At 54.4% G+C, this 21409-nt stretch carries 18 protein-coding genes; 3 read left to right on the forward strand and 15 right to left on the reverse strand.

Annotated elements, in window-relative coordinates:
* Positions 1 to 190: 190 nt before the first annotated feature.
* The 8 genes from EDC14_RS15760 to EDC14_RS15795 all read right to left on the reverse strand — a co-directional run bounded on the left by EDC14_RS15760 (position 191) and on the right by EDC14_RS15795 (position 8868).
* Positions 191 to 667, reverse strand: a complete 477-nt coding sequence (locus EDC14_RS15760) for a DUF3794 domain-containing protein (RefSeq protein WP_132015273.1) — start codon at positions 665 to 667, stop codon at positions 191 to 193.
* 135 nt (positions 668 to 802) lie between these two features.
* Entirely contained in the window at positions 803 to 1585 is a 783-nt protein-coding gene (locus EDC14_RS15765; RefSeq protein WP_132015274.1) for an SDR family NAD(P)-dependent oxidoreductase, read from the reverse strand.
* 564 nt (positions 1586 to 2149) lie between these two features.
* Positions 2150 to 5260, reverse strand: coding sequence for an efflux RND transporter permease subunit (locus tag EDC14_RS15770; RefSeq protein WP_132015275.1), 3111 nt, complete (start codon positions 5258 to 5260; stop codon positions 2150 to 2152).
* Positions 5261 to 6334 (reverse strand): efflux RND transporter periplasmic adaptor subunit, encoded by a 1074-nt coding sequence (locus tag EDC14_RS15775; protein WP_243662958.1) that lies wholly within the window; start codon positions 6332 to 6334, stop codon positions 5261 to 5263.
* 105 nt (positions 6335 to 6439) lie between these two features.
* The gene (locus EDC14_RS15780; RefSeq protein WP_132015277.1) at positions 6440 to 7033 is read right to left on the reverse strand and encodes a TetR/AcrR family transcriptional regulator; all 594 of its coding nucleotides are present in this window, start codon (positions 7031 to 7033) and stop codon (positions 6440 to 6442) included.
* A 505-nt stretch (positions 7034 to 7538) separates the two neighbouring features.
* A complete protein-coding gene (locus EDC14_RS15785) occupies positions 7539 to 7988 on the reverse strand; it encodes a DUF1284 domain-containing protein (RefSeq protein WP_165908060.1) in 450 nt (149 codons plus the stop codon).
* 317 nt (positions 7989 to 8305) lie between these two features.
* Complete coding sequence (locus EDC14_RS15790; RefSeq protein WP_132015279.1) at positions 8306 to 8617, reverse strand: hypothetical protein; 312 nt, start codon at positions 8615 to 8617, stop codon at positions 8306 to 8308.
* Positions 8618 to 8658: 41 nt separating this feature from the next.
* Positions 8659 to 8868, reverse strand: a complete 210-nt coding sequence (locus EDC14_RS15795; RefSeq protein ID WP_132015280.1) for a hypothetical protein — start codon at positions 8866 to 8868, stop codon at positions 8659 to 8661.
* Positions 8869 to 8994: 126 nt separating this feature from the next.
* On the opposite strand from EDC14_RS15795, the gene EDC14_RS15800 reads away from it, so the two are divergent.
* Positions 8995 to 10083: a DUF362 domain-containing protein gene (locus tag EDC14_RS15800; RefSeq protein WP_132015281.1), complete on the forward strand. Its 1089-nt coding sequence runs from the start codon at positions 8995 to 8997 to the stop codon at positions 10081 to 10083.
* A gap of 191 nt (positions 10084 to 10274) precedes the next feature.
* Here EDC14_RS15800 and EDC14_RS15805 read toward each other — a convergent pair whose 3' ends face one another.
* Both EDC14_RS15805 and EDC14_RS15810 read right to left on the reverse strand, forming a co-directional pair.
* Positions 10275 to 11966, reverse strand: coding sequence for a DUF3794 and LysM peptidoglycan-binding domain-containing protein (locus EDC14_RS15805; protein WP_132015282.1), 1692 nt, complete (start codon positions 11964 to 11966; stop codon positions 10275 to 10277).
* Positions 11967 to 12557: 591 nt separating this feature from the next.
* Entirely contained in the window at positions 12558 to 13853 is a 1296-nt protein-coding gene (locus EDC14_RS15810) for a peptidoglycan-binding protein (protein ID WP_243662952.1), read from the reverse strand.
* Between the two features lie 144 nt (positions 13854 to 13997).
* Between EDC14_RS15810 and cimA the strand changes: the two genes are divergently transcribed.
* Positions 13998 to 15608 carry a citramalate synthase gene (cimA, locus tag EDC14_RS15815; protein ID WP_132015284.1) on the forward strand — a complete coding sequence of 537 codons (1611 nt, stop codon included), beginning with the start codon at positions 13998 to 14000 and terminating at the stop codon, positions 15606 to 15608.
* A 20-nt stretch (positions 15609 to 15628) separates the two neighbouring features.
* Here cimA and EDC14_RS15820 read toward each other — a convergent pair whose 3' ends face one another.
* Positions 15629 to 16369 (reverse strand): ZIP family metal transporter, encoded by a 741-nt coding sequence (locus tag EDC14_RS15820; protein WP_132015285.1) that lies wholly within the window; start codon positions 16367 to 16369, stop codon positions 15629 to 15631.
* Positions 16370 to 16533: 164 nt separating this feature from the next.
* Here EDC14_RS15820 and EDC14_RS15825 point away from each other — a divergent pair, with 164 nt between their 5' ends.
* A complete protein-coding gene (locus EDC14_RS15825) occupies positions 16534 to 16977 on the forward strand; it encodes a DMT family transporter (RefSeq protein ID WP_132015286.1) in 444 nt (147 codons plus the stop codon).
* Positions 16978 to 17104: 127 nt separating this feature from the next.
* Here the strand turns inward: EDC14_RS15825 and EDC14_RS15830 are convergent, their stop codons facing one another.
* The 4 genes from EDC14_RS15830 to EDC14_RS15845 form a co-directional block, all read right to left on the reverse strand.
* Complete coding sequence (locus EDC14_RS15830) at positions 17105 to 17464, reverse strand: response regulator (RefSeq protein WP_132015287.1); 360 nt, start codon at positions 17462 to 17464, stop codon at positions 17105 to 17107.
* 442 nt (positions 17465 to 17906) lie between these two features.
* Entirely contained in the window at positions 17907 to 18245 is a 339-nt protein-coding gene (locus EDC14_RS15835) for a hypothetical protein (RefSeq protein WP_132015288.1), read from the reverse strand.
* 412 nt (positions 18246 to 18657) lie between these two features.
* Positions 18658 to 19818, reverse strand: a complete 1161-nt coding sequence (gene glgA, locus EDC14_RS15840; RefSeq protein WP_132015289.1) for a glycogen synthase — start codon at positions 19816 to 19818, stop codon at positions 18658 to 18660.
* Positions 19819 to 19881: 63 nt separating this feature from the next.
* Positions 19882 to 21279 carry a hypothetical protein gene (locus EDC14_RS15845; RefSeq protein ID WP_132015290.1) on the reverse strand — a complete coding sequence of 466 codons (1398 nt, stop codon included), beginning with the start codon at positions 21277 to 21279 and terminating at the stop codon, positions 19882 to 19884.
* Between the last annotated feature and the right edge of the window lie 130 nt (positions 21280 to 21409).

Below are 21409 nucleotides of genomic sequence, written 5' to 3' on the forward strand. Positions count from 1 at the left end.
GCCGCAAAACTCCGGAAAACGGGAGATACCGGTGAACTCCACCGGTATCTCTCGTTTTGAACCGTTGCTACAGCATTTTGCCCAAGCGTTGACGGGTTTGAAGTGAAAAGCGCGAACGCCTCACCGCGCTTTTTGCGAACAAAGCCGTTTACGCTTTATCAAAATGCTACCATTCGGCAACCGCGCCAAGTTATGACATATGGAAACCCGCTTCGCTCACCCGGACCGTGCCCTGCGCTCCGAACCGCAGCGGCTGCACAGGCAAGGTATTCGAAAACGTAACGGTATTGCCGGACGGATCATCGTCGGTTACCACGATATTTATATCGATGACCACGTTCTCTTGAAGCTCGGTCGGGGAAACCAGGCTAAAGTTGAGGAATACGACCGCCGGCGTGAGTTGGCAGCTGGATCCGGCCGGGACTCCCGGTGTATCGGCGAAACCGCTGAATGGAATATCGACGCCCACGTGACGGACGAAGCCATCCTGATCGACAAAGAAGATCTGTTTATGCAATGTACCCAGGAAAATTACTTTATTCTCAATCACAAAACACTGGGTATCGCGGACGCTGGCCACGATCTCACTGATCTTCTCAGCCGCCACGGGAAGGGTAACCGTATCGCTGACTAAAACTTGAGCGGTCGTTTCCGCCAGTACTGCCATTCTTATCCCTTCTTCCCAATGATTTTGTTATATCATATGGGCCGTGCGGGGACGAGAAGCTGAGACGGAAGCATATTTCCCCGGAATAAGGCCACTCGCCCATGCCAAGGCCGGGTCCTGCCCCGGAGCTTTCCTTTAACCGCGGGACTTCTCGCGATGGACTACCGTCGCGCTGGCCTGATGGGTCGCGGTCACCGTCACTTCGCAGATCTGGACGTGAGCCGGCGCCATCGCGCAATAGAGGGCGATATCCGCGATATCCTCGCCTTTCAACGGCTTAATCCCCTGATAGACGCCGCCGGCCCGCTCCTCGTCCCCTTTGAACCGAACCACGCTGAAGTTGGTCTCCACCAGTCCGGGCTGGATGTTGGTGACCCGGATCGGCTGGTCGGCCACGTCCATCCGCAAGCCGTCGCTGATGAATTTCACCGCCGCCTTGGTGGCGCAATAGACCGCGCCGTTGGGATAGGCCTGAACTCCGGCGATGGAACCGATATTGATAACGTGGCCGTCCAGATGGTTCTCGACCATCAGCGGCACGATCAACCGGGTCAGATAGAGCAGGCCTTTGACATTGGTATCGATCATCGTCTCCCAATCCTCGATCGCGCCTTGATAGAGCTTTTCCAACCCCAGTGCCAGGCCGGCATTGTTGATCAGGATGTCGATCCGTCGCCATGCTTCGGGCAGATCGCTCACAGTCCGCTCCACCGCGGCCCGGTCCCGCACATCCAAAGCGCGGAGCAAGGTCTCGGTCGTGTAACGCTGCTGCAATTCCTCGGCCAACCGCTGCAATTGCTCAAGATTGCGGGCGGCGAGGATCAGGCGGGCGCCGTTGGCCGCGAACGCCCGGGCGCAAGCCTCGCCAATGCCGCTGCTGGCTCCGGAGATGAATACGGTTTTTCCTTTGATGGACATCGCAAATTCCTCCTTAGGATAGATATTGAAAGATTCCCCTCGTTCGGTTTGGCCTCGCGCTACAGATTCCAGCGCGGATGCGTTGCTCACGATATATTCGGTTGAATGCAATTTCTAAGGCAGCATCTTGTCCCCGGAGGACCTTCGCCGCCCGGGCTTCAGCCGCTGACTCCATTATATCAAAATTTATAACATTGGGTCATTTACAAGAAATGAATCTTTCCGGAGCATAGGCATTACCATCTGAGATCGACCGTCCTCGGGCTGCCGGAGATCGATCTTCCGCTACAAAAGATCGATCCGGAACGGCTGAAGATCGATCTTGAGTCACAAACGATCGATCCGGAATGACTGAAGATCGATCTTGAGTCACAAAAGATCGATCCGGAATGACCGAAGATCGATCTTGAGTCACAAACGATCGATCCGGAATGACCGAAGATCGATCTTGAGTCACAAACGATCGATCTGGAATGACTGAAGATCGATCTTCGGTTGAATCTCAAATTTTTTATCGCATAAACGAAGAAGCCCCCGGCAGCGGGGGCTTCTTTACGATAGCGGTTAGCGGTGGTATTCCGCCGCGCCGGTCCGGCGAAAGACTGCCCTGCGGGTCCAGGCGGCCAAGTCATCCAACAGACTGTAGATGACGGGAATCGCCACCAATGTCAGGAGGGTACAAAATGACAAGCCGCCGATGACCACCACCGCCAGGGAGGCATTGAGCATGCCGCCGTCCCCTTGGCCCACGGCCAACGGCACCAAACCCAGGATGGTGGTGAGGGCGGTCATCAAAACCGGCCGCAGCCGGGTGGGTCCGGCTTTGAGGATCGCTTCCCGGCGGGAGAGCCCGCGGCTGCGCAGGGTTTCAATATAGTCCACCAGCACAATGGCGTTATTGACCACAATACCGGCCAGCATGATGACGCCGATCATCGAGGTCACATTCAGACTCTGGCCGGTGAGGAAGAGGCTCCAGGAGACGCCGAACAGGGATAACGGCAAGGTTCCCATAATCGCCAACGGATGAATGAGATTTTCGTATTGAACGGCAATGACCATATAGACAAAGAGCACCGCCAGGACAAACGCGATGAGCAAGGCGCTATTGGAATCCTGCATGTCTTTGACCTGTCCCCCCATGGAAAAACTGTAATTGTTGGGGAAGATCACTTCGCTCCGGATCCTTTGCTCAATGAGGTTGGCCATTTTACCCAGGTCTCTCCCGACAAACTTCGCGCTGACCTGGACCTGACGGGTTTGGTTCTCCCGGGTGATCTGGGTCGGCCCTTTGGCGGGGATCAGGTTCACCACTTCTTTTAGCGGAACCGCCGCGCCGGTGCCGGAGCGCAGATGGAGTTTTTCCAGGTCGGCCAGGACTTGGCGATCATGGGGTTGAAACTGCAGGAAAATATCGTATTCCTCGCCGGCCAGCCGGATTTGACTGGCCACCGACCCGCTAAACGCGGTTTGTATGGCGTTGCCGATCGCCGCGGCGCTCAGCCCGTAGGCATTGGCCCGCTCCCGGTTGATGGTGATCCGGAGTTCCGGGCGGCCGGTCTGCCAGTTGGTATCCACGTCCCGGGTTCCCGGGATCTTCGCGACAATCTGCCGGATGGATTCGGACAGACGCTCCAGGACCGCCAGCTCGGGCCCTTCGATATTGACCACCAACGGCGCGCCGCCGCCGCTCGGGCCGTTATCCGATTCCTGAACTTTCAGTTTCACGCCGGGCAGTCCCTTCACCCTTTGCCTGGCTTGATCCAGCAGTTCTTCCATGGGGGTCTTGGTGTCCTTGCGCATCGTCACGTAAACGGTTCCCTTCTCGCTCTCTTCGCTGCTGCCGCCAAAGCCGAAACCCGAGGAGCCGATGATGGAATAGACCATCTCCACGTCGGCCATCTTGCGCAACGACGTTTCAATCTTGCGGGCCATTCCGTCGGTGACCGTGAGATTGGTTCCCAGCGGCAGCTCGAACTCCACCGAAAACTCTTTTTGGCCGATGGACGGCATGAATTCGGTCTTGATGCCCAAAAAGAAGGGAACGATGCCCAGGATGAAGCAGAGCAGCGCCAGCAAAACCGTTTTGCCGCGGTGTTGAACCGCCCAATGGAGCATGGTCCGGTAGATCCATTCCACCTTGCCCAGCCGGAGCTCCCCTTCCTCCGCGAGTTTAGCGGAAGCCGCCTTCGGGGTCCGGATGAAATTCATCACTTTCGCCGACAAGGTGGGAATGACCGTCAACGCCACCACCAGGGACGCGGTCAATGAAAAGGACACCACATAGGCCATCTCGCGGAAGATCTGGGCCGAAATATCCTCGACGAACAAGACTGGCGCAAAGACGATGATCGTCGTCAAGGTGGAGGCGGTAATCGCCAATCCCACCTCCGAGGTGCCCTTGATGGCCGATTCCAGCGCATTGTGGCCTTCTTCCCGGTAGCGATGGATGCTTTCCAAAACCACGATGGCGTTATCCACCAGCATTCCCACGCCCAGGGCCAATCCCCCCATGGACACCAGGTTCAGGGTGAGCTTGGAGAAATAAATCATGGCGAAGGTGATAATGATCGAGATGGGAATGGCCGCCGAAATCACCAAAGTGCTCCGGAAACTACGTAAAAAGAAAAAGAGGATGATCACGGCCAAGAGGCCGCCCATGATTGCGTTCTGGGCTACATTCTTCAGTGAACTTTCGATGAATTCCGCCTGTTCAAAAACTTTATGAATGGAGACTTGCTTTCCAAGCTGGCCTTGCAGTTCAGACAGGGCCTTCCGGACCTCCCTGGTGACCAGCACGGTGTTGGCATCGCTCTCTTTCATCAGAATGATCATCAGGCTCTCGTCGCCGTTGATTCGGGAGAGTTGCTTCCGTTCGTGATAGGCGTCCTTGACCTCGGCCAACTCTTGCAGCGGAACCTGGGCGCCGCTGGGCAAGGTGAGCTTGATATTCTGCAATTCCGCGACGGTTTTAAATTCACCCAGCGTCCGGACTGTCAGCTCGTTTCGGCCCTCCCGGACCACCCCGCCGGGCAGGTTCAGATTCTCCTGGGCAATGGCTTGCTTGACATAGGTGGGATCGATCTTGTAAAAAGCCAGTTTATTGGCTGATAAAAGGATTTGAATCTCCCGGGTCAGGCCGCCGCTGAGCGAGACCGAAGCGACGCCGGGGACTCGCTCCAAACGCGGCTTGATCTTGTCTTCCGCCAAGCGGGTGGCCTCCGCCAGCCCCTTGGGGCTGGACATTCCCCAGAAAACAATGGGGATCATCGCCGGATCCATCTTAAAGATCAGCGGATCTTCGGCGTCTTCCGGGAGATAGCGTTTGACCAGGTCGATCCGTTCCCGCATCTTCAGATTGGTAAAATCCATATCCGTTCCGTAATTGCACTCCGCCGTAATCACCGAGTTTCCCTGGGATGAGGTGGAGGTGACCTTTTTGACATTGGGAACCGCGCTAATCGCTTCTTCCAAGGGCCGGGTGATCGAGTTTTCGATCTCTTCCGGCCCCACGCCTTCGTAAGTGGTCATCACCATGATGGCGGGAAAGTCGATATCCGGATAGAGATCCATTTTGACGAGGGATAAGGACACCGCTCCGATGGTCACGGCAAACAAGACGAAGATCAGCACGCCCACTGGGCGGCGGACGCAGAGTTCGATCAGTTTCTGCATTTACTTCACCACTACTTTCGATCCGTCTTCCAGATTGTTCTGGCCGAGCACCACCACCCGGTCGCCGGGAGCCAAACCGGAGACGATCTCCACCCTTTTTCCGTCGGAAATGCCCGGTTCGACAATTTTTCGCTCCGCTTGCCTGCCCCGGATGACAAAGACCGCTTTGGTTCCGACTTCGTCGATGATCGCTTCCATCGGCACCATCAGCGCATCCTGGCGCTGGTTGAAATTGAGCTTGACCTCGGCCAGCATGCCCTCTCTGAAGATGCCGCCGGAATTTTCCAACCGGATTCGGACGGGGAAGGTCTTTTGAGCCGCGTCGGCGCTGGGCGAGATCTGCTCCACCGTACCGGCGTAAACTGTTTCCGGAAGGGAGGCCAGGCTGACTTGGGCCTTTTGCCCCCGTTTGGTCTGGGCAATATAGCTATCGCTTAACTGGACGGTGATATAGACTTTGGAGAGATCGACCACTTCCATCAGCTTGACCCCGGGACTGACCATCTCCCCCGGATTCACCTGACGACTGCCGATGGAACCGGCGATGGGCGCCAGAATATCGGTGTTTTGCAGCTGCTCTTCACGGAGCGCCACTCCGGCCCGGGATTGTTGGACGCTGGTTTGAGCGATCGCGAACTGGGTTTTGGCTCTCTCATACTCTTGTTGCGAAATGGCTTCTTCCTGCCATAATTTTTGCATCCGGTTAAAGTTCGCCTGATTCTCCGCCAGAGAGGCCTCGGCTTGCAGCAAAGAGGCTTTGGCCTGAGCCCGTTCATTGGTGAAATCGGTTTTTTCCAACGTGGCCAAAACCTGGCCTTTTTTCACCGGATCGCCTAATTCCACGGCGACTTGAGCGATCCGGCCGGAAAGTTTCGAAGAGATAACGGCCTTGCCGTCCGCCTCCACCGTGCCGACTGTGGTGAAGACTTCTTGAATTCCCCCTTGCTCCACGGTGACGACTTGCACGGGGATAGCCTCATCTTTTTGGGTGGCGGCAGGTTCTTTGCGGCCGCAACCGGTTACGCCCATGAGCATAATCCAGGCCAGGCCCAAAATGAGCAGCGTTTTTTTCATCACAGCAATCCCTCCATTTCGATTGGTGTTTATGGCTGGCCGGAGAACCGTTCGGACCGGCCGGCGCGGCCGGTAAACGAAAACCGGTTCTTTGTCCCGGATAATCTAAGAACGCTTATTTTCGGCCCCGGCCAAAAAGAGCGACAACGCGGTATCAACCATTGTGGCGAGAGTTTCGGTTTTCCCATTGAACAGCCAGTGAAAAGCCAAGTGGGACAGGATGCCGGCCAGGGCCGCGCTGAAATACGTAGGGTCCCCGGGCCGCAGATAATTTTGTCTCATGCCGTCTTGGATCAGCTGAGTAAATTGTCGGTGAATCTTCAGGTGGATTTGGAGCAGACGGTCCTCGATACCTTCTTTCTTTGGAAAACGAAGCTGCTCTTTATAGAGAATCTCAAATAATTCCTGATTGTTTTGGACGAAATAAAAGTGGGCCCAAATCATTTGCTTAAGCTGTTGGGCATAGAGCTTTTCCTGGGCAATTTGCTCAAAGGCCTGGCCCAGCCGGGATAATCCTTCTTCGATCGCCGTCCATAAAATATTCTCCTTGGTTTCGAAATAAAGATAGATCGTTCCCTTACCCACTCCAGCTCTTGAGGCGATCTCATCCACCGTGGTGCGGTCAAAGCCTTTTTCCGAAAAAAGTGTCAGAGCGGCTTTCAGAATTCCCGAATGTTTGGCGACGTTCGACTTTTCCATGGCAGTACCTCAATTGTTCAACAAATGACCGGCTGTCGCGAAGCCATTCACCAGATATAAAATGCTTTCGGATGATTGCAACGGATATTTCAAAACTGACCGGTCAGTCAGTTGATTCAATTATACGGTCTCAAAATCCCACAAGTCAACAACAAATGAAATATTTGGAATTCATTCCATCAAGCAATGATTGCAGTGCTGAAACATTTATGGGTAGAATTCGGAAACTATCCTTCGCCGACCTCAACCACGGTATCGCGATTCGCCCGTCATTTTGAAGCGGGGATGGCCTGAGAAGCCATTTCACCAGACTGTTACCCCGGCGTCACCGGCCGGAAATCTCCGGGAGTTATCATAAGGATATCGAAAGTGGGGTGAAAAAGGATGAACAACTTCGAACTGCTGGCATTCTTGCTGGTGCGGAACGCCGAAAAGGAGAACCGGAGAAACCGTGAAGCGCAAAAGTGAACTTCACGGTTTTCTTTTTCCGGCGGATCGTGTTTTTTCATTCAATCCCGAGCTTCTCAAGCCCTTGCCGGAGTCCGGCGAGCCGGTAGGCTTCGTCTTCTTTCGGATGGGTACATCGCTTGGTGACGCCATCGAGGTTCCGCTTAACGATGATCAGATACTCGCGGATGCTCATAACCGCGCCGCGCCGTAGCTGTAAATACTCCAACAGACCGGAGTCCAGCCGGTCGTTATAATCTTGCTTGGCAACCACCGCTTCACATTGAGGGAGGACATCATCGCACCGTCCATCGGAAGCAAGATGCACACAGGGCTGGCAGATATCATCCGATTCGACCACCAGTTCGACCTGGCGCGAACAATCGGCCAGCATCATCTCTGTGATGAGATGCACGCCGTGCCCATACGGGTGGGGCAGATTGGGGCGATCGTGCCCGATATTTCTGACAATATCCAAAATATGATGGGGCCTCAATCTCAATACCATGAAAATGCCACCTTTTCTTTTTTTTATTATCCCGCACGTCGCCATCGGGTTGGATTGGTAAACTTATTCCCTAACTTAACTTCCCGCTCCATGAAATGTCATAATCTTCACCGCCATTCCTTGATTCCCTTCAAGAATCCAAAAATTTCTGCTCTGTTCCGGCTTATTCCAACCTGCCTAAGATCATCATCCCGTGCCCCGGTCGTTCACGGATCCCGCGCTTTCTCGGATAGAGCATCCGCAGAAAATCCGCTCCAAAGGAATAAAAAACGAGGCCTCTCCGAGGTCTCGCGTAAATTTCGCTAAGGGCAATGGAACTATCCTACCATCCTGCGACTCAGCTCGGCGAAACAACTATAGTCCAAGGCCGGATCACTCCCCGCCAGCAGCCTGGCCTTGGCCAGCGCCACTTGCAGGGCGGCGTAGGCCAATTGCCGCTCCAGGAAACAAAGATTCTCCATGTTTGGATCGGATAGATCGGAAAAATTATAACGATTCACCGCCGCCTGGTAGTTTTCCAAGGCCCGCTGCACCTCGGGGTTGGCCGGCGGCGAAACCGTTGCCGAGTGCTTGTCGCCGCTAAAAACCGTCTCTTTCAAATACTGAATGATGTTTTCGATCGCCAACATTTCCACATCCCCTTTACCCGACTTGGACCATTTCTTCATTATTAGATATTCTGAAACCCCGCTGGAATATTCCGGCAAGATAAAACAAGCCTCAAAATGGGCTCCCGGCCGCCGGATTGACTCCAACAGTCACAGTCCAACGCTTTCCGCAGCTTGAAAACTGCCAGATCTTTCATTTTGGCCTCGATCATCACCGCCACCTCCGGCTCAGGGATGATCACCAGAAACTCTTTGAAATCAATCGGATCCACCCAATCGGCATGCGCCCGGAAATTCTTCTCCGATTTGGGGCAGGAGAAAGGAAATTTCGTTGCCGAACTGAATTATTCTTTATCCGAGATCGTTAAAACAGCGCTGTCATATATCCGGAGGCTATCATGAAACCCGAACAAATCACAGTTATCTATGGGACCGACCCCTATTCCATGACCGAACGGCTGCTGGAGCGAATCGCCCTGGCCGACCTCATTCCCGCCGGCGCGCGGATCGCTCTGAAGCCCAATCTGGTGGTGGCCAAGCCGGCCGATTCCGGAGCCACCACCCACCCGGCCATCGCCGAGGCGATCATCGTCTACCTGCAAGCCCACGGTTTCAAAGAGATTTCAATTATGGAAGGTTCATGGCTGGGTGAAACGACCGAGCACGCCTTTCAGATCTGCGGCTATACAGAGTTGGCCCGGAAATACCGGGTCCCCTTGATCGACCTCAAGCAAGCCCCGACGGTCCGGCGGCGCGGCGGCGAGCTTGATCTGGCGGTCTGCCGGCCGGCCTTGGAGAGCGATTATCTGATCAATCTGCCGGTCCTGAAAGCCCATTGTCAGACCGAACTGACCTGCGCGCTGAAAAACCTGAAAGGCTGCATCCCCGACGCGGAGAAGCGGCGTTATCACAACCTGGGGCTGCACCGTCCCATCGCCGCATTGTCCTCGGTACTCAGGCCCGGTCTGACGATTGTTGACGCCCTGTCCGGCGATCTCAGCTTTGAGGAGGGCGGCAATCCGGTGCCAATGGACCGGATCATCGCCGGGACCGACCCGGTGTTGCTGGACGCTTACGCCGCCACCCTGATCGGGTTGGAGTCCGGCGATATTCCATACATCGGGTTCGCCGCAGGGCTCGGAGTCGGTTCCGCCGAACTCGGCCGGGCGGCCGTCATCGAGATCAATCCGGACGAAAAGCCATCAAAACCGTTCCGTCTCACCGGCCAAGCCCGAAATCTGGCGCAATGGATCGAGGAACGCCAAGCTTGCTCAGCCTGCTACGGAAGTCTGATCCACGCCCTCTACCGGCTGAAAGAACGAGGTGTTCTACGGAAACTACCCGGACCCGTCCGGATCGGCCAAGGCTTTCGCGGGGTCTCCGGACCCGGACCGGGCATCGGCTCCTGCACCCGGTCACTCCAGACCCATCTGCCCGGTTGTCCGCCCACCGCCGCGGCGATCATCCGCTTTCTAAAAGCGTTGTGATAAACCCGACGAAGGTCGGGGTGAACACAAAAGCTCAGAGAAGCAAGGGATAAAGTCGTTTAAAATTCTTTGGCAAACGGATTCATTTGAAAGAGACTTTATCACATGGCTTCTGAACGAGCTGGAACGGCAAAAATAGCGCCAAAGGCGCTATTTTTGCCAACCATTACAATTCGGGCGTTTCGGCACGCTTACTGGGCGGCCGCCATCGGATGCTTGGGAATGAGGAGTTTCTGTCCGGATTCCAGGCTTTCCGGATTCATCACCTGGTTGCTCCGGGAGAGCGCCTCCACGGTGGTCTGGTAACGGCGGGCGATCTTCCAGAGCGTATCACCCGGCTGGACTACGTAAAAGAGCATGCTCGGCCGGGTTGCCGGATCCACCGGAGGCACCAACGCGCAATCCCGCAGCACCATGATGGCCCGCGGAGTCCTGCCGAGAGCCCTGACCCGAAGCGCCCCGGTAAGGCGGAGCGTCCGTTCGCTGGTCATCTCGAGATTCAAATTTTCCAGGGACAGGTAAGAGCGGAGCAGGGCGCCGGGTTTCAGCCCCGCAAAGTCTATCATCCCGGCGAGCGGCAGCTCGTTCCCGCTAGCGGAGCCCCATTCCGCCATCACCAGTCGCGTCTCATCCGCGGTCTCGGCGACGTAGAAAAGTTGCAGATTCAACATGCCCTCCAGCATGACCTTACCTTCGCCGGCTTCAACCGTCACAGCACCCGGCGAACCCCGCCATCCCAGCAACCGGTCCATTCCCGGCTGGCCGAAGGGCAAGTTCACCATCAGATCCAGGTCGACCTCGCCGCTGGATTCGCCAAGCGGCTCTTCCATCTCCAGCAAGTATTTTTGGAAATCGAGCACTTCGTTGGCTGGCGAAGTGACCTCCACCACCATCTCCCGGGTCAGGGTCCGGCTGACTTTGACTTCTACCTCAAGTCGCACATTGGCCCGCAGTTCCCGCTGGGAGGAGCGTTCGAGCTCCGCCCGGACCACTTGGACCCGGGGGATGACCGTCATCCCTTCCTCGGCCCCCTCGAGATCGAGGGCTGTCTCAAATGCCAAGCCATTGCCGGCGTTGCGCGCCCACTCGTTCGTAAAGATCTCGGTCGGCCTCCCGTCATCATCGCTGCCGACATAGATTAGCGAAGTATCCAAAAATCCCTTGACCATAATCTTGCCCCGGTTTACCTCCCAGGCGAGACCGGTCGGTCGGACGCTATGCCGGACGATCCTGGCAAGCCCCGGCTTTAGATTCGGCAGTAACAGCGGAGCCTGCACATTGAGGCGCTCCCGCCGCATTCCGACAATCTCTTCCACCAGTAACTGTTCCTTCCCGGCCTGAAAACGGTCCGCCGGAACGCAGGTCACCCCGGTAAGAATGCCCGCGTTTTTCTGGCTGGCCACATGAATCCGGATCTCAATCTGGCTGCGCGCGACCACCCGGTCCTCCCCCTCTTTCTCAAAGACGCAACCGGCCGCCACCGTATCGACATCCACCATCATCTCCGGCCGCAAACCCGGAAACTGGATCGTCTCCTCAAAAATCGGTTCTTCTTCATCCCGCCAGCCAATGCCGAATTCCCGAGGAGCACGCAGATTGCCACGCTCCTCGTCAGACAGCTCTTCATCGCCGGCGCCCCGGTACATTTCCTCATCGGTTTTGCCGATGTAAACCAGGTATGGATGGAGCTTTCCCGAGACCGTGATCTGATCCTCTCCAACCACAAAGCGCGGCGGTTCGGCTAGGAGATCACCGCCGACCACTCCTTGAATGCGCGGCACATTCTCAGGAAGCGGCAAAACCGTTTCCAGGCTGATCCGTCGCGACTGGTCGCGAAGATAAAAGGGATAGCTCAACACATCGTATTGACAATTCAGACTCATTTTCTTCCTCCTTTCATATGGTATTGCAAACCATCGGAAACTCCGTCTTGCCCGGCAAAACTCACCACCTCCCGTGCCTCCGTGTCGGAAGGGATTGTGGATTGATCCCAATCATTGATATGATTTTCTAACTTATTTATATGCGGTCGCCGGACAAAAAATATCCGCCGCCTTTTTTGATGAAATGGTTCAAAAAAGGCGGCGATACTTTTCCGAGGGAAAGATGTTATTGCTTTTTTGCACTTCTTTTGAACTTCTAGAAGCCATGTGATAAAGTCTCCTTCAAATCCGCAAAAGGATGGTAAAACGCCTTGATCACTTGCTTCTCTGAGCTTTTGTGTTCACCCTGGCATTCAGACGGGATTTATCACAATGCTTCTAGAGCCGCCGATAATGATCCGGCAGCTCAGATCGAAAAACCACTACAGCATTTTGTCAAAGCGTTAACGGGTTTGGAGTGAAAAGCGCGAACGCCTCACCGCGCTTTTCGCGAACAAAGCCATTTACGCTTTATCAAAATGCTATTATCTATGCCTTGGCGAACAGTGGTTGATTTCCGGCCAAAAACTGGAGCAGGGTGAACGCGAGCACTCATGATAGCTTGGCGGAAGGTAAGACCGCGAAGGTGGCGGCGATTCGTTCTTCTCCGACCTGACCCAATTGGGCAAAGTTACGGAGCACGACTCCGAAAAGCTGGTATTGCAAGACCAGCTTCAAAAAACTAGCCCAATCCGTTTCATCGCGGTAAATCAGACAGTGGGGTTCGCGGCGGCGCTGATAATTCACCCGGGTAAAGCCAACATCGGACCACGATTGACTGGCCCGGTGATTCATCGCCCTGATCATGCGCGCTTCCCGGTAAGCGATCTTCGTCACGGTAGACTGATCCAGATTCCAATCCCAGGCACAAACTTCTCCGAGCCATAGCGACCGTCCCGCCAGGCCCAATTGTAAGAGGCTCTTCATGGCCTTCCGAGTTTGGGCTGCGGTTTCATAAAAAAGCTGTGGCGAGTCCTGATTCAAGACTGGCTCCCAGATGATCCATTTGCTGTTTTTGGCCAGCAGGGGCAGATTCAGCCATAGTAACTGGTCATAAACGGTGCTCCCGCTTGGCATCCTCAGTGGCAAAACTGCCAAATCAATGGGTCTGGCATGGATCCGAAGATACTTTACGAATTCCACCCATTGAAAGATTGCATCCATGGGCGCCGACCGGAGATCGAGACCCCATTTCAGTCCGGCACGTAACTGGAGCGGTGCGCACCAGCGCCGCCATTGTTTGGGCGAAGCCAACAGCAGGCTCCAGCTGTCCGTATCCGCTTCCACCAAGTGATAAAGCTGTGGGTCCCAATTCTCCGGAAACGCTAATTCCAAGTCGGTAGCAAAATGGAGATCGGCCCGGATCATCCCGGTGGCCGCTACGTCCGAAACAGCGTCCCTAGGAACCCCACCCGGTTCCCAGAGGAAAACTGCCTTCTCATTCAGGATTAGCTTCATTCCGGGGTAAATCCGGTGTTCGGGCCTTCCCTGGCCGGCGATGCTCTCCCAAGCGCTGTTGCGCACCCCGAATTTTTGCGAGATGGTACTCAGATTCTCCCCATTTTTCACAGTATAAATGAGGCGGCCGACCCGTTTGGTCGACTCCGTCAGCGCTTTGACGACCTCGCGCCCCACCCGCCCGTCGACCCGCAAATGGAAGGTCTTTTGGAACAACACCACCGCCTCTTCGGTCAGCACGCCGAACACTCCATCGCTGTTTCCAAAGTAAAATCCGGTCTGCTTCAGCATTTCTTGGAGTATCCGGACATCATTCCCCTGGTCGGCTATACGCAAAATTCTTTTTCCCAAGGGGAGTTCCGTCGCCTTCAGCCATTGCCATGCCATCATCCCATACCCCCGATGATTACTGTATGAATCAAACCGGCTTCTGGTGCACACCGCCAAAAACAGCATTGACAACCACCGTTCCACGGATTAAAATTGATTCAATATTATCCAGAAATGTCTTACAATAAACAAGGGGGTTGTCCGATGAGGGTACTCTTTTATGATACCACCCTCCGCGACGGTACGCAGGGTGAAGGCGTTTATTTTTCGGTTCAGGATAAACTGCGAATCGTTCGAAAACTCGACCTCCTGGGGATTGATTATATCGAAGGCGGCTGGCCCGGAGCCAACCCCAAGGATTGGGAGTTCTACCAAGAAGCCGCCAAACTCCGGTTGAACCATGCGAAACTGGCCGCTTTCGGCAGCACTCGCCGGGCCAATCACCGGCCCGAGGACGACAAAACCCTGAATGATCTGCTGGCCACCAAAACTCCGGTGGTAACTATCTTCGGCAAGAGTTGGGACCTCCACGCTCAGGAAGTGCTCCGGGTCAGCCTGGCCGAGAATCTTCAGATTATCGAAGATTCGGTACGGTACCTCCATAGCAACCAGCGGGAAGTCGTTTACGACGCCGAACATTTCTTCGACGGCTATAAGTCCAATCCCGACTATGCCTTGGAGACTTTGCGGGCCGCCATCCGTGGCGGCGCCAGTACCGTCGTGTTATGCGATACCAATGGCGGCACCATGCCGCTGGAGGTGGTCGAGATTCTCAAAACCGTTCAGACGCAGGTCCCAGTGCAACTCGGCGTTCACTTTCACAATGATTCCGGCACCGCAGTGGCCAGCTCGATCATGGCCGTACAAACCGGGGCCGTCCACGTCCAAGGGACGTTCAACGGTTATGGCGAACGTTGCGGCAATGCCAACCTTTCCAGCATCATCCCCACGCTCATCCTGAAACTAGGTTATGATGCCGGGGTCAAAGAAAACCTCACTCAACTCACCGAAGTCTCGCGCTATATCTCAGAACTGGCTAATCTCCATCACGATGAACGTCAGCCATATGTCGGAGGTTCGGCCTTTGCCCATAAAGCCGGCACTCACGTGGACGCTATCCTCAAAAACCCGCTCTCCCTGGAGCATATCCGTTCCGAACAAGTTGGCAATAAACGCCGTTTTCTCTTGTCCGATCAGGCGGGACGGAGTACCATTCTAAGTAAAGTTCGGGAGATCGTTCCGAACACCAAAAAAGATGATCCGCATGTGCTGGCGTTGACCAATCATTTAAAACAATTGGAAAATTCCGGCTATCAATTTGAAGCGGCCGACGCCTCGTTTGATCTATTGATTAAAAAGGCGTTCGGCTTATTTGAAAAGGCTTTTACGCTTGAAGGGTTCCGGCTGATCGTCGAAAAACGCGGCGATCAACCCGTTTTAGCGGAAGCGACCATCAAGGTGGGGGTCGGAGATGAACAAGAGATCACCGCCGCCGAAGGCGACGGCCCGGTCAACGCATTGGACTCGGCCATCCGCAAAGCCTTGCTTCGCTTTTATCCGGAGATCGCCGATGTCGGACTGGTCGACTATAAAGTCCGGGTGTTGGATGAAGACCGGGGAACCGCTTCGAAAGTCCGAGTCCTGATCGAAAGTTCCGACGGGACCAATTCCTGGGGAACCGTCGGCGTTTCCGAGAATATCATCGAAGCCTCTTGGGAAGCTCTGGTGGATAGTATCGAATACGGCATTCTGCTCAAAAAAGCCCAACGTGACAATCATTCCGCCAAGCCCAAGCGGTCTTCCAATGAAAACTGATACCAGAACTCCAGCTTTCGCTAAATAAATCGGACCAAAACCAGTCCGGCCGTTAACCCAACCGCAAAGCCGGTGCCCACCCAAAAGGCTCCGGCTAATTTTTTGGCCATCGGCAATAATTCCTTGCCAACCAGCAGAAACATGGCTCCTCCGGCGAAACTCAAAGCGACCCCCGCCATCAAAGGCGATAGGGTTCCCAAAAAAGCCCCGACCGTGCTGCCAAAGGCCATTGGCAATTCCACCAGGACCAACGCCAAGAAGATTTTTGCCGACGCTACCCGCCCGATCTGAAACGCCGCCGCCATGACCATCCCCTCGGGAATATTATGAATCGCCATCAAAAAAGCCAACCCAAGCCAACCGGAAAGCTCCGGATTGGCGATATAGGTCGTGCCCAGGGCCACCCCTTCCGGAAAATTATGAACTCCGATTCCTACTCCCAGCAGGATGCCGACTTTTGTAAAGCGGGAAAAATGACGCCGTTCGTACCATGGCAGACGGTTTAATATCTTGTCGAAATACTGGACCAGAATCATCCCAATCGCCGTGCCGGTCAGCATCGGAAAGACTCCACCGAAGTGCAAGGCCTCGGGCCAGAGATCAAAAAGAACCACCGCCACCATGATTCCACCTGAAAACCCCAGTAACCAGCTTTGTTTCGCCATACTCGCCTTCGAGCGGAGCATGATATAGACTCCGCCAAGCAGTGTCCCGCTGACCCCGGCGAATAGCCCAAGAACCGTTGCCTTGATTAATTCCATAGTCTCACCCGCTTCAGCCTTTCTACTGCCTCGTCCTAGCGTCTAGTAAATTTAGGTTCCAAACCGCCGAGGCATCTTTGCCATTCATCAGCAGATCTTATGCCGGAATTTAACTCGGATATGATCTTTCTCTGGGTAAAGACTATTTTGCAGGAGGAGAAGTCATGGATTTTAAAGGAAAACTGATCCCGTTATTATTTGCAGCGGCTTCAGGAGCTTTGATGGCGATTCAGGGAACTTTTAACAGCGTCTTGGGTAAGGTGATCGGCCTTCTGGAAGGGACATTCAGTGTACACTTGATCGGAACGATTACCGCCGGGATTCTGTTATTTTTTCTGGGTAACGGCAGTTTCGCCAAAATGGGTTCAGTCCCCTGGTTTGCCTGGTTGGGGGGACCCATCGGCGTGGCAATCATCTTCGGCGTGGCCGTCAGTATCCCCAAGTTGGGCGTGGGGGTAGCCACGACCTCGATTATCGCGGCCCAGTTATTAACGGCATATCTGATTGACCATTTCGGTCTGTTCGGGATGGAGCACATCCCTTTTACCATGTTAAAGTTAGGAGGAATTATTTTAATTGTAGTTGGCTCCAAATTGCTACTGAACTAAGCCGTAGCTTTATCGTTATAGAAATGGTTCAAACCGCGAAAAAAGAACCTACATCGAATAGGTTCTTTTTCAGTATGAAAACTTGGGATAAGCACTTTACTTCATGGGAACTCCATCCATGATTGGATTAGCTCAATTTGCGGAACGCTTCCAGGACGACCTCTTTTTCAAACGGTTTCACTAAAAAATCGACGGCTCCGGCCTGTATCGCTTCCAATATTAAATACTTCTGTCCCATGGCGGTGCACATCACCACTTTAGCCTTGGGATCGATTTTGCGAATCTCTTTCAATGCTTGAATGCCGTTCATATCGGGCATTGTGATGTCCATCGTCACAATATCCGGCAAAAGCTCCGGGTAAATTCGTACCGCTTCTCTTCCATTGGAAGCTTCCCCCACAACTTCATGACCACCTTCCGCGAGGATCCGGCCTAAGAATTTACGGCTGATCAAGGCGTCATCGACCACTAAAACTCGTTTTCCCATCCCATGGCTACCCCTCTCGCTCTATAAGGTCGCGAATATCTTCATCCTACGAATATATATAATATTCCTTAAAAACGCCGCAATTCTACCCTAAAAATCGTGATCTCAAAACCGGCAAGGTCGTGAATCTTATATATTCGTTGTGCAGACCAGCAAGCAGATGGTGAAGACTATTCGGCATGAGCGTCCAGAAGCGTTGTGATAAACCCCGTCCGAAGGTCAGGGTGAACACAAAAGCTCAGAGAAGCAAGTGATTAAGTCGATTTTTAGTCCACTGAAAGGATGACTTTCGAATCAAAGGACTTTATCACACGGCTTCTAGAATAGCTTGTGCTAACGGCGGAAGTCCGGAGAAGGCAGTTTGTGTTGTTGGCTGAATAGTGGAAACCTCAGCATTCGGCGGTGCAGCGGCGACTCCGTTGCCGATCAGATAAAAGACTGGTTAGCATTGGTTTTTAGTTCGATTTTCATCGATTTTTAAACAGTCGCATTCGAGCACAGAAATGTTTTTCCGTATCCAACAGTAGATTAGTTTTTCTAGTAACTTAATCATCTGGCAGATAATGTCGCCGATATCGTTCACTCGGTCAATTGCCGCTTCAATATCATGCTTTTTACTGAGTCCCAAGGACTGCAAGTCGAGCGCGCAAAGGCTTAATTGCCGGCAGCTGCCGCTCAACGAAGCGATCATCCCGGTAACCCAATCGATCGGAAAATGAGTGTTTTCAATTGAAGCCGTTTCTTCTGAAGCCGTTTCTTCTGGAGCCGTTTCTTCCTCCATCGCTTCCACCCCCGAACCATCTTATGCCGCAACCTGCATGAATGGTACTATAGTCCCAGTTTCGATGGGTCTCTTTTTTAAGAGGTGGCCGAGCTTCCCCTTCCGGAATTCACAAGCTAACACCATCGCCCAATGGTCTATTGACCTGGACCGAATCACCCCTGCATCGGTTATTCCGCATGCTGGACGATTTTTTATAAAACAGTTTCTGACAAATAAAAAAAGCGGCTTAATCCGCTTGACTAACTTGGATATAATCCGCCATCCCTGGCGGTCAAACAGCATCCTTGCTTTTGATATTATCATCGAACGGTCTTTCGGAAAACTTAATAAGACTAAGGACCTATTTTCATTCGGGATTTGCGAAGTTTTATGGGACTATAGTCCTATTTCGCTCCGATTGAGTCTCATATCAAACGGGCGAGGCTTCGGTGAGCACCTTTTGATAGAGTTCTACGGTACGCCGGGCAATCACATCCCACCCAAAGAATTGCTCGACCCGCTTCCGGCCCGCAGTCCGGAACCGTTCCCGCAACCCCGGGTCAGCCATCAGCTTTCGAATCGCCGCGGCCAATTCCGCCGGATCATCCGGCGGCACCAGCAGTCCGGTTTCGCCATGAACCACCACTTCTTTAATTCCTCCGACCCGCGACGCCACCACCGGCGTCCGGCAGGCCATCGCTTCCAAGTTAATGATGCCGAAAGGCTCGTAAACCGACGGACAGACAAAAGCGGCCGCATGCGAATAGAGCTGGATGACTTGCGGCTTGGGAACCATCTCATTAAGCCACAAAATCCGGGGATTGCCGGCAATTTTCTCGCGCAATTCCGCTTCGAGTCCCGGCGTGTCGGGTGCGCTGGCGCATAAAACGAGTTGGAGATCGAGGTCATTCAGGCTGTCCATTGCCGCGACCAGTTGCAGGATTCCTTTCTGGCGGCTGATCCTGCCGACAAACAACAGATACGGCGGGCGGACCCCCCGTTCGAGCAGGAAATCCCGCTCCAGTGTGGGCTGGTATTGCCGGAGATCGACTCCATTATGAATCACGACCACTTTCTCGGGGGAAACCTCGTAAAAGCGCAGAATATCCTCTTTCATCTCCGCCGAGACCGCAATCACCCGGTCGGCCGCCCCTACTCCGTTCCGTTCAATCCAGGAACTCAAGGCGTAACCGCTGCCGAGTTGCTCCTCCTTCCACGGGCGAAGAGGTTCCAGGCTATGCATGGTGACAATCAGGGGAATACCATAGAGCAGTTTGGCCAGAAAGCCCGCGAAAAACGTATACCAGGTATGGCAGTGGACCAGGTCGGCCCCGAGTGGCTGACCGTTAAAAGCGAGATTGACCGCCAACGCCTGGAGGGTCTTGGCAAAGGGTTGATCCGAATGCGCCAGCCGGTCCCAGCCGGGAAAGCCTACGATTCTCAAGTTGGGATCGGAAGCATCTTGATCGCCGAAGGCCCGGACCTCTACCTCAATCAGTTCGGCTAAGGCCCGGGACAGATAATCGACATGCACTCCGGCCCCGCCGTAAATATAAGGTGGATACTCATTGGTGAAAAGCGCCGCTCTCATTTCGGAAGACCCTTCTTTCTCCATCCGGCACAGCCGGTAAAGAATGAAATTACCTTAGAATCATTAATTCAGACAGCTACTGGGACTGGTGATAGTTTCGACCAGTTTCAGCAAGCCGTGGAGGGGTATCGGTAGCCACTCGGGACGGTAACGTTGTTCGTACTCGCACTCGTAAAGGGCGCGCTCCAACTGAAAGAGCAGGAGCAGCTTGTCAAAAGGGGCTCCGTCGGGCAGAAAATCCAGCGCCAGTTCCCGCCCGGCCTCACGGTAGCCGTTGATGAGTCCGCTGACCAGTAATTGCTCCCGGGTCGCCAGCCAGTCGGCGCCCCCTCCGGCCGTATGGACGCGGTAGCTGATGGAACGGAGCATCGAGGCCAGATCCTTTAAGGGTGAATCGTAGTTTTCCCGTTCCGCGATGCTTTTAAGCGGCTCTCCCTCAAAGTCGATCACCTTCCAGCCCGGTTCGGTCTTGAGCACTTGTTCCAGGTGCAGATCGCCATGAATCCGATATTGAAAGCCCAAAGCATCCTGGCGCAAATCCTTTTCCAGCTGGTTCAAGGCGACGCTTACCGCGGCATTCCCCTCCCCCAGCCAGCCGGAGCCGGAATGTTCCAATAAAGCCGTCAGCTTCGCGATACGGGAGCGGAGGTCGGCGGCGGTAAACGGCTGAAAACGGTTCTCACTCCGGGCGATGAGCGCCATTTTCTGGTGCATTCCGGCCAGGGTCGCTCCCAGACTGTAACTCTCCCGTACCAGTTCTTCTTCGGTTTCCGGCCCTTCGGCGCCGAGCAATTCGCCCCAAACCTCCCAGCCGCTGCCCCGGTTGGGGATGAATTGCTGAATAATTCCCAAGGTATACTCAGCCGTCGCCCGGTAACTGACGGCTCCCAAAACGGCCGGGACCTCCTCCGCGTGCAGCCGGGTCAGGGCGGTATTGATGGCCAGCTCCGGGTTGACTCCCGGGTAAATCCGCCGGTAATTCTTGATCAGGTAGCGGTGCGTGACAAAGAGCAGCGAATTGCTGGAGTGGCCTTGGACAGAGAAGCCGGGCTCCCGGAACTCGCTGAACGCCTCGAAACGGAATTGGCCCCGGCCGGTCTCAAAGACTCCTCCGCGCTCCAATAATTGCTCGATCAGCTCAATATACTGCGGAGTGGCCACTCCATCGTAAAAGAAGAACCCTTCCGCCTCAAAGAGATGCTCCCGGTCGAAAGCAGGCGTCTTTTCCAGCGCCAGCAAGGGGATGAAATAAAAATAACCCGGCGCGGCGGCGGGTCGGAAGAGGTTGAACGATAAAAAAGACTGGCTGGCCGCTTGGCCGAATTGAATGCTGTCCTCCAATAGGAGCTGTTGCTGGATGCCCCGGTCCGCGAACCAACGTTCCTCACGGAAGTATGCTCCCGAAACCGCGGCGCAGGCCCGCTGCAGCCGGGAGTTGTAAAGCTGTTGCCAGGTCGGCATCGCGCCACCTCGAATCCTTCGTCAAATTGCCTCGTCAAGCTTTTACGAAAGCAGGATGAAGAAAGGTCCGCGCTCCTCTCCCTGTCCTATTCCGGGTTTTGAAAGGAGGAGTGATCACGCAAATAACTTT

Source organism: Hydrogenispora ethanolica (assembly GCF_004340685.1).
Lineage (GTDB): Bacteria > Bacillota > UBA4882 > UBA8346 > UBA8346 > Hydrogenispora > Hydrogenispora ethanolica.

Excerpts from the sequence above, each read along its gene's own strand:
- cimA (WP_132015284.1), top strand. The coding sequence starts at position 13,998 with ATGAGGGTACTCTTTTATGATACCACCCTCCGCGACGGTACGCAGGGT.
- EDC14_RS15780 (WP_132015277.1), bottom strand. The coding sequence starts at position 7,033 with ATGGAAAAGTCGAACGTCGCCAAACATTCGGGAATTCTGAAAGCCGCT.
- EDC14_RS15785 (WP_165908060.1), bottom strand. The coding sequence starts at position 7,988 with ATGGTATTGAGATTGAGGCCCCATCATATTTTGGATATTGTCAGAAAT.
- EDC14_RS15810 (WP_243662952.1), bottom strand. The coding sequence starts at position 13,853 with ATGATGGCATGGCAATGGCTGAAGGCGACGGAACTCCCCTTGGGAAAA.
- EDC14_RS15775 (WP_243662958.1), bottom strand. The coding sequence starts at position 6,334 with ATGAAAAAAACGCTGCTCATTTTGGGCCTGGCCTGGATTATGCTCATG.
- EDC14_RS15830 (WP_132015287.1), bottom strand. The coding sequence starts at position 17,464 with ATGGGAAAACGAGTTTTAGTGGTCGATGACGCCTTGATCAGCCGTAAA.
- glgA (WP_132015289.1), bottom strand. The coding sequence starts at position 19,818 with ATGAGAGCGGCGCTTTTCACCAATGAGTATCCACCTTATATTTACGGC.
- EDC14_RS15825 (WP_132015286.1), top strand. The coding sequence starts at position 16,534 with ATGGATTTTAAAGGAAAACTGATCCCGTTATTATTTGCAGCGGCTTCA.
- EDC14_RS15835 (WP_132015288.1), bottom strand. The coding sequence starts at position 18,245 with ATGGAGGAAGAAACGGCTCCAGAAGAAACGGCTTCAGAAGAAACGGCT.
- EDC14_RS15805 (WP_132015282.1), bottom strand. The coding sequence starts at position 11,966 with ATGAGTCTGAATTGTCAATACGATGTGTTGAGCTATCCCTTTTATCTT.
- EDC14_RS15845 (WP_132015290.1), bottom strand. The coding sequence starts at position 21,279 with ATGCCGACCTGGCAACAGCTTTACAACTCCCGGCTGCAGCGGGCCTGC.
- EDC14_RS15765 (WP_132015274.1), bottom strand. The coding sequence starts at position 1,585 with ATGTCCATCAAAGGAAAAACCGTATTCATCTCCGGAGCCAGCAGCGGC.
- EDC14_RS15820 (WP_132015285.1), bottom strand. The coding sequence starts at position 16,369 with ATGGAATTAATCAAGGCAACGGTTCTTGGGCTATTCGCCGGGGTCAGC.
- EDC14_RS15790 (WP_132015279.1), bottom strand. The coding sequence starts at position 8,617 with ATGTTGGCGATCGAAAACATCATTCAGTATTTGAAAGAGACGGTTTTT.
- EDC14_RS15770 (WP_132015275.1), bottom strand. The coding sequence starts at position 5,260 with ATGCAGAAACTGATCGAACTCTGCGTCCGCCGCCCAGTGGGCGTGCTG.
- EDC14_RS15800 (WP_132015281.1), top strand. The coding sequence starts at position 8,995 with ATGAAACCCGAACAAATCACAGTTATCTATGGGACCGACCCCTATTCC.
- EDC14_RS15760 (WP_132015273.1), bottom strand. The coding sequence starts at position 667 with ATGGCAGTACTGGCGGAAACGACCGCTCAAGTTTTAGTCAGCGATACG.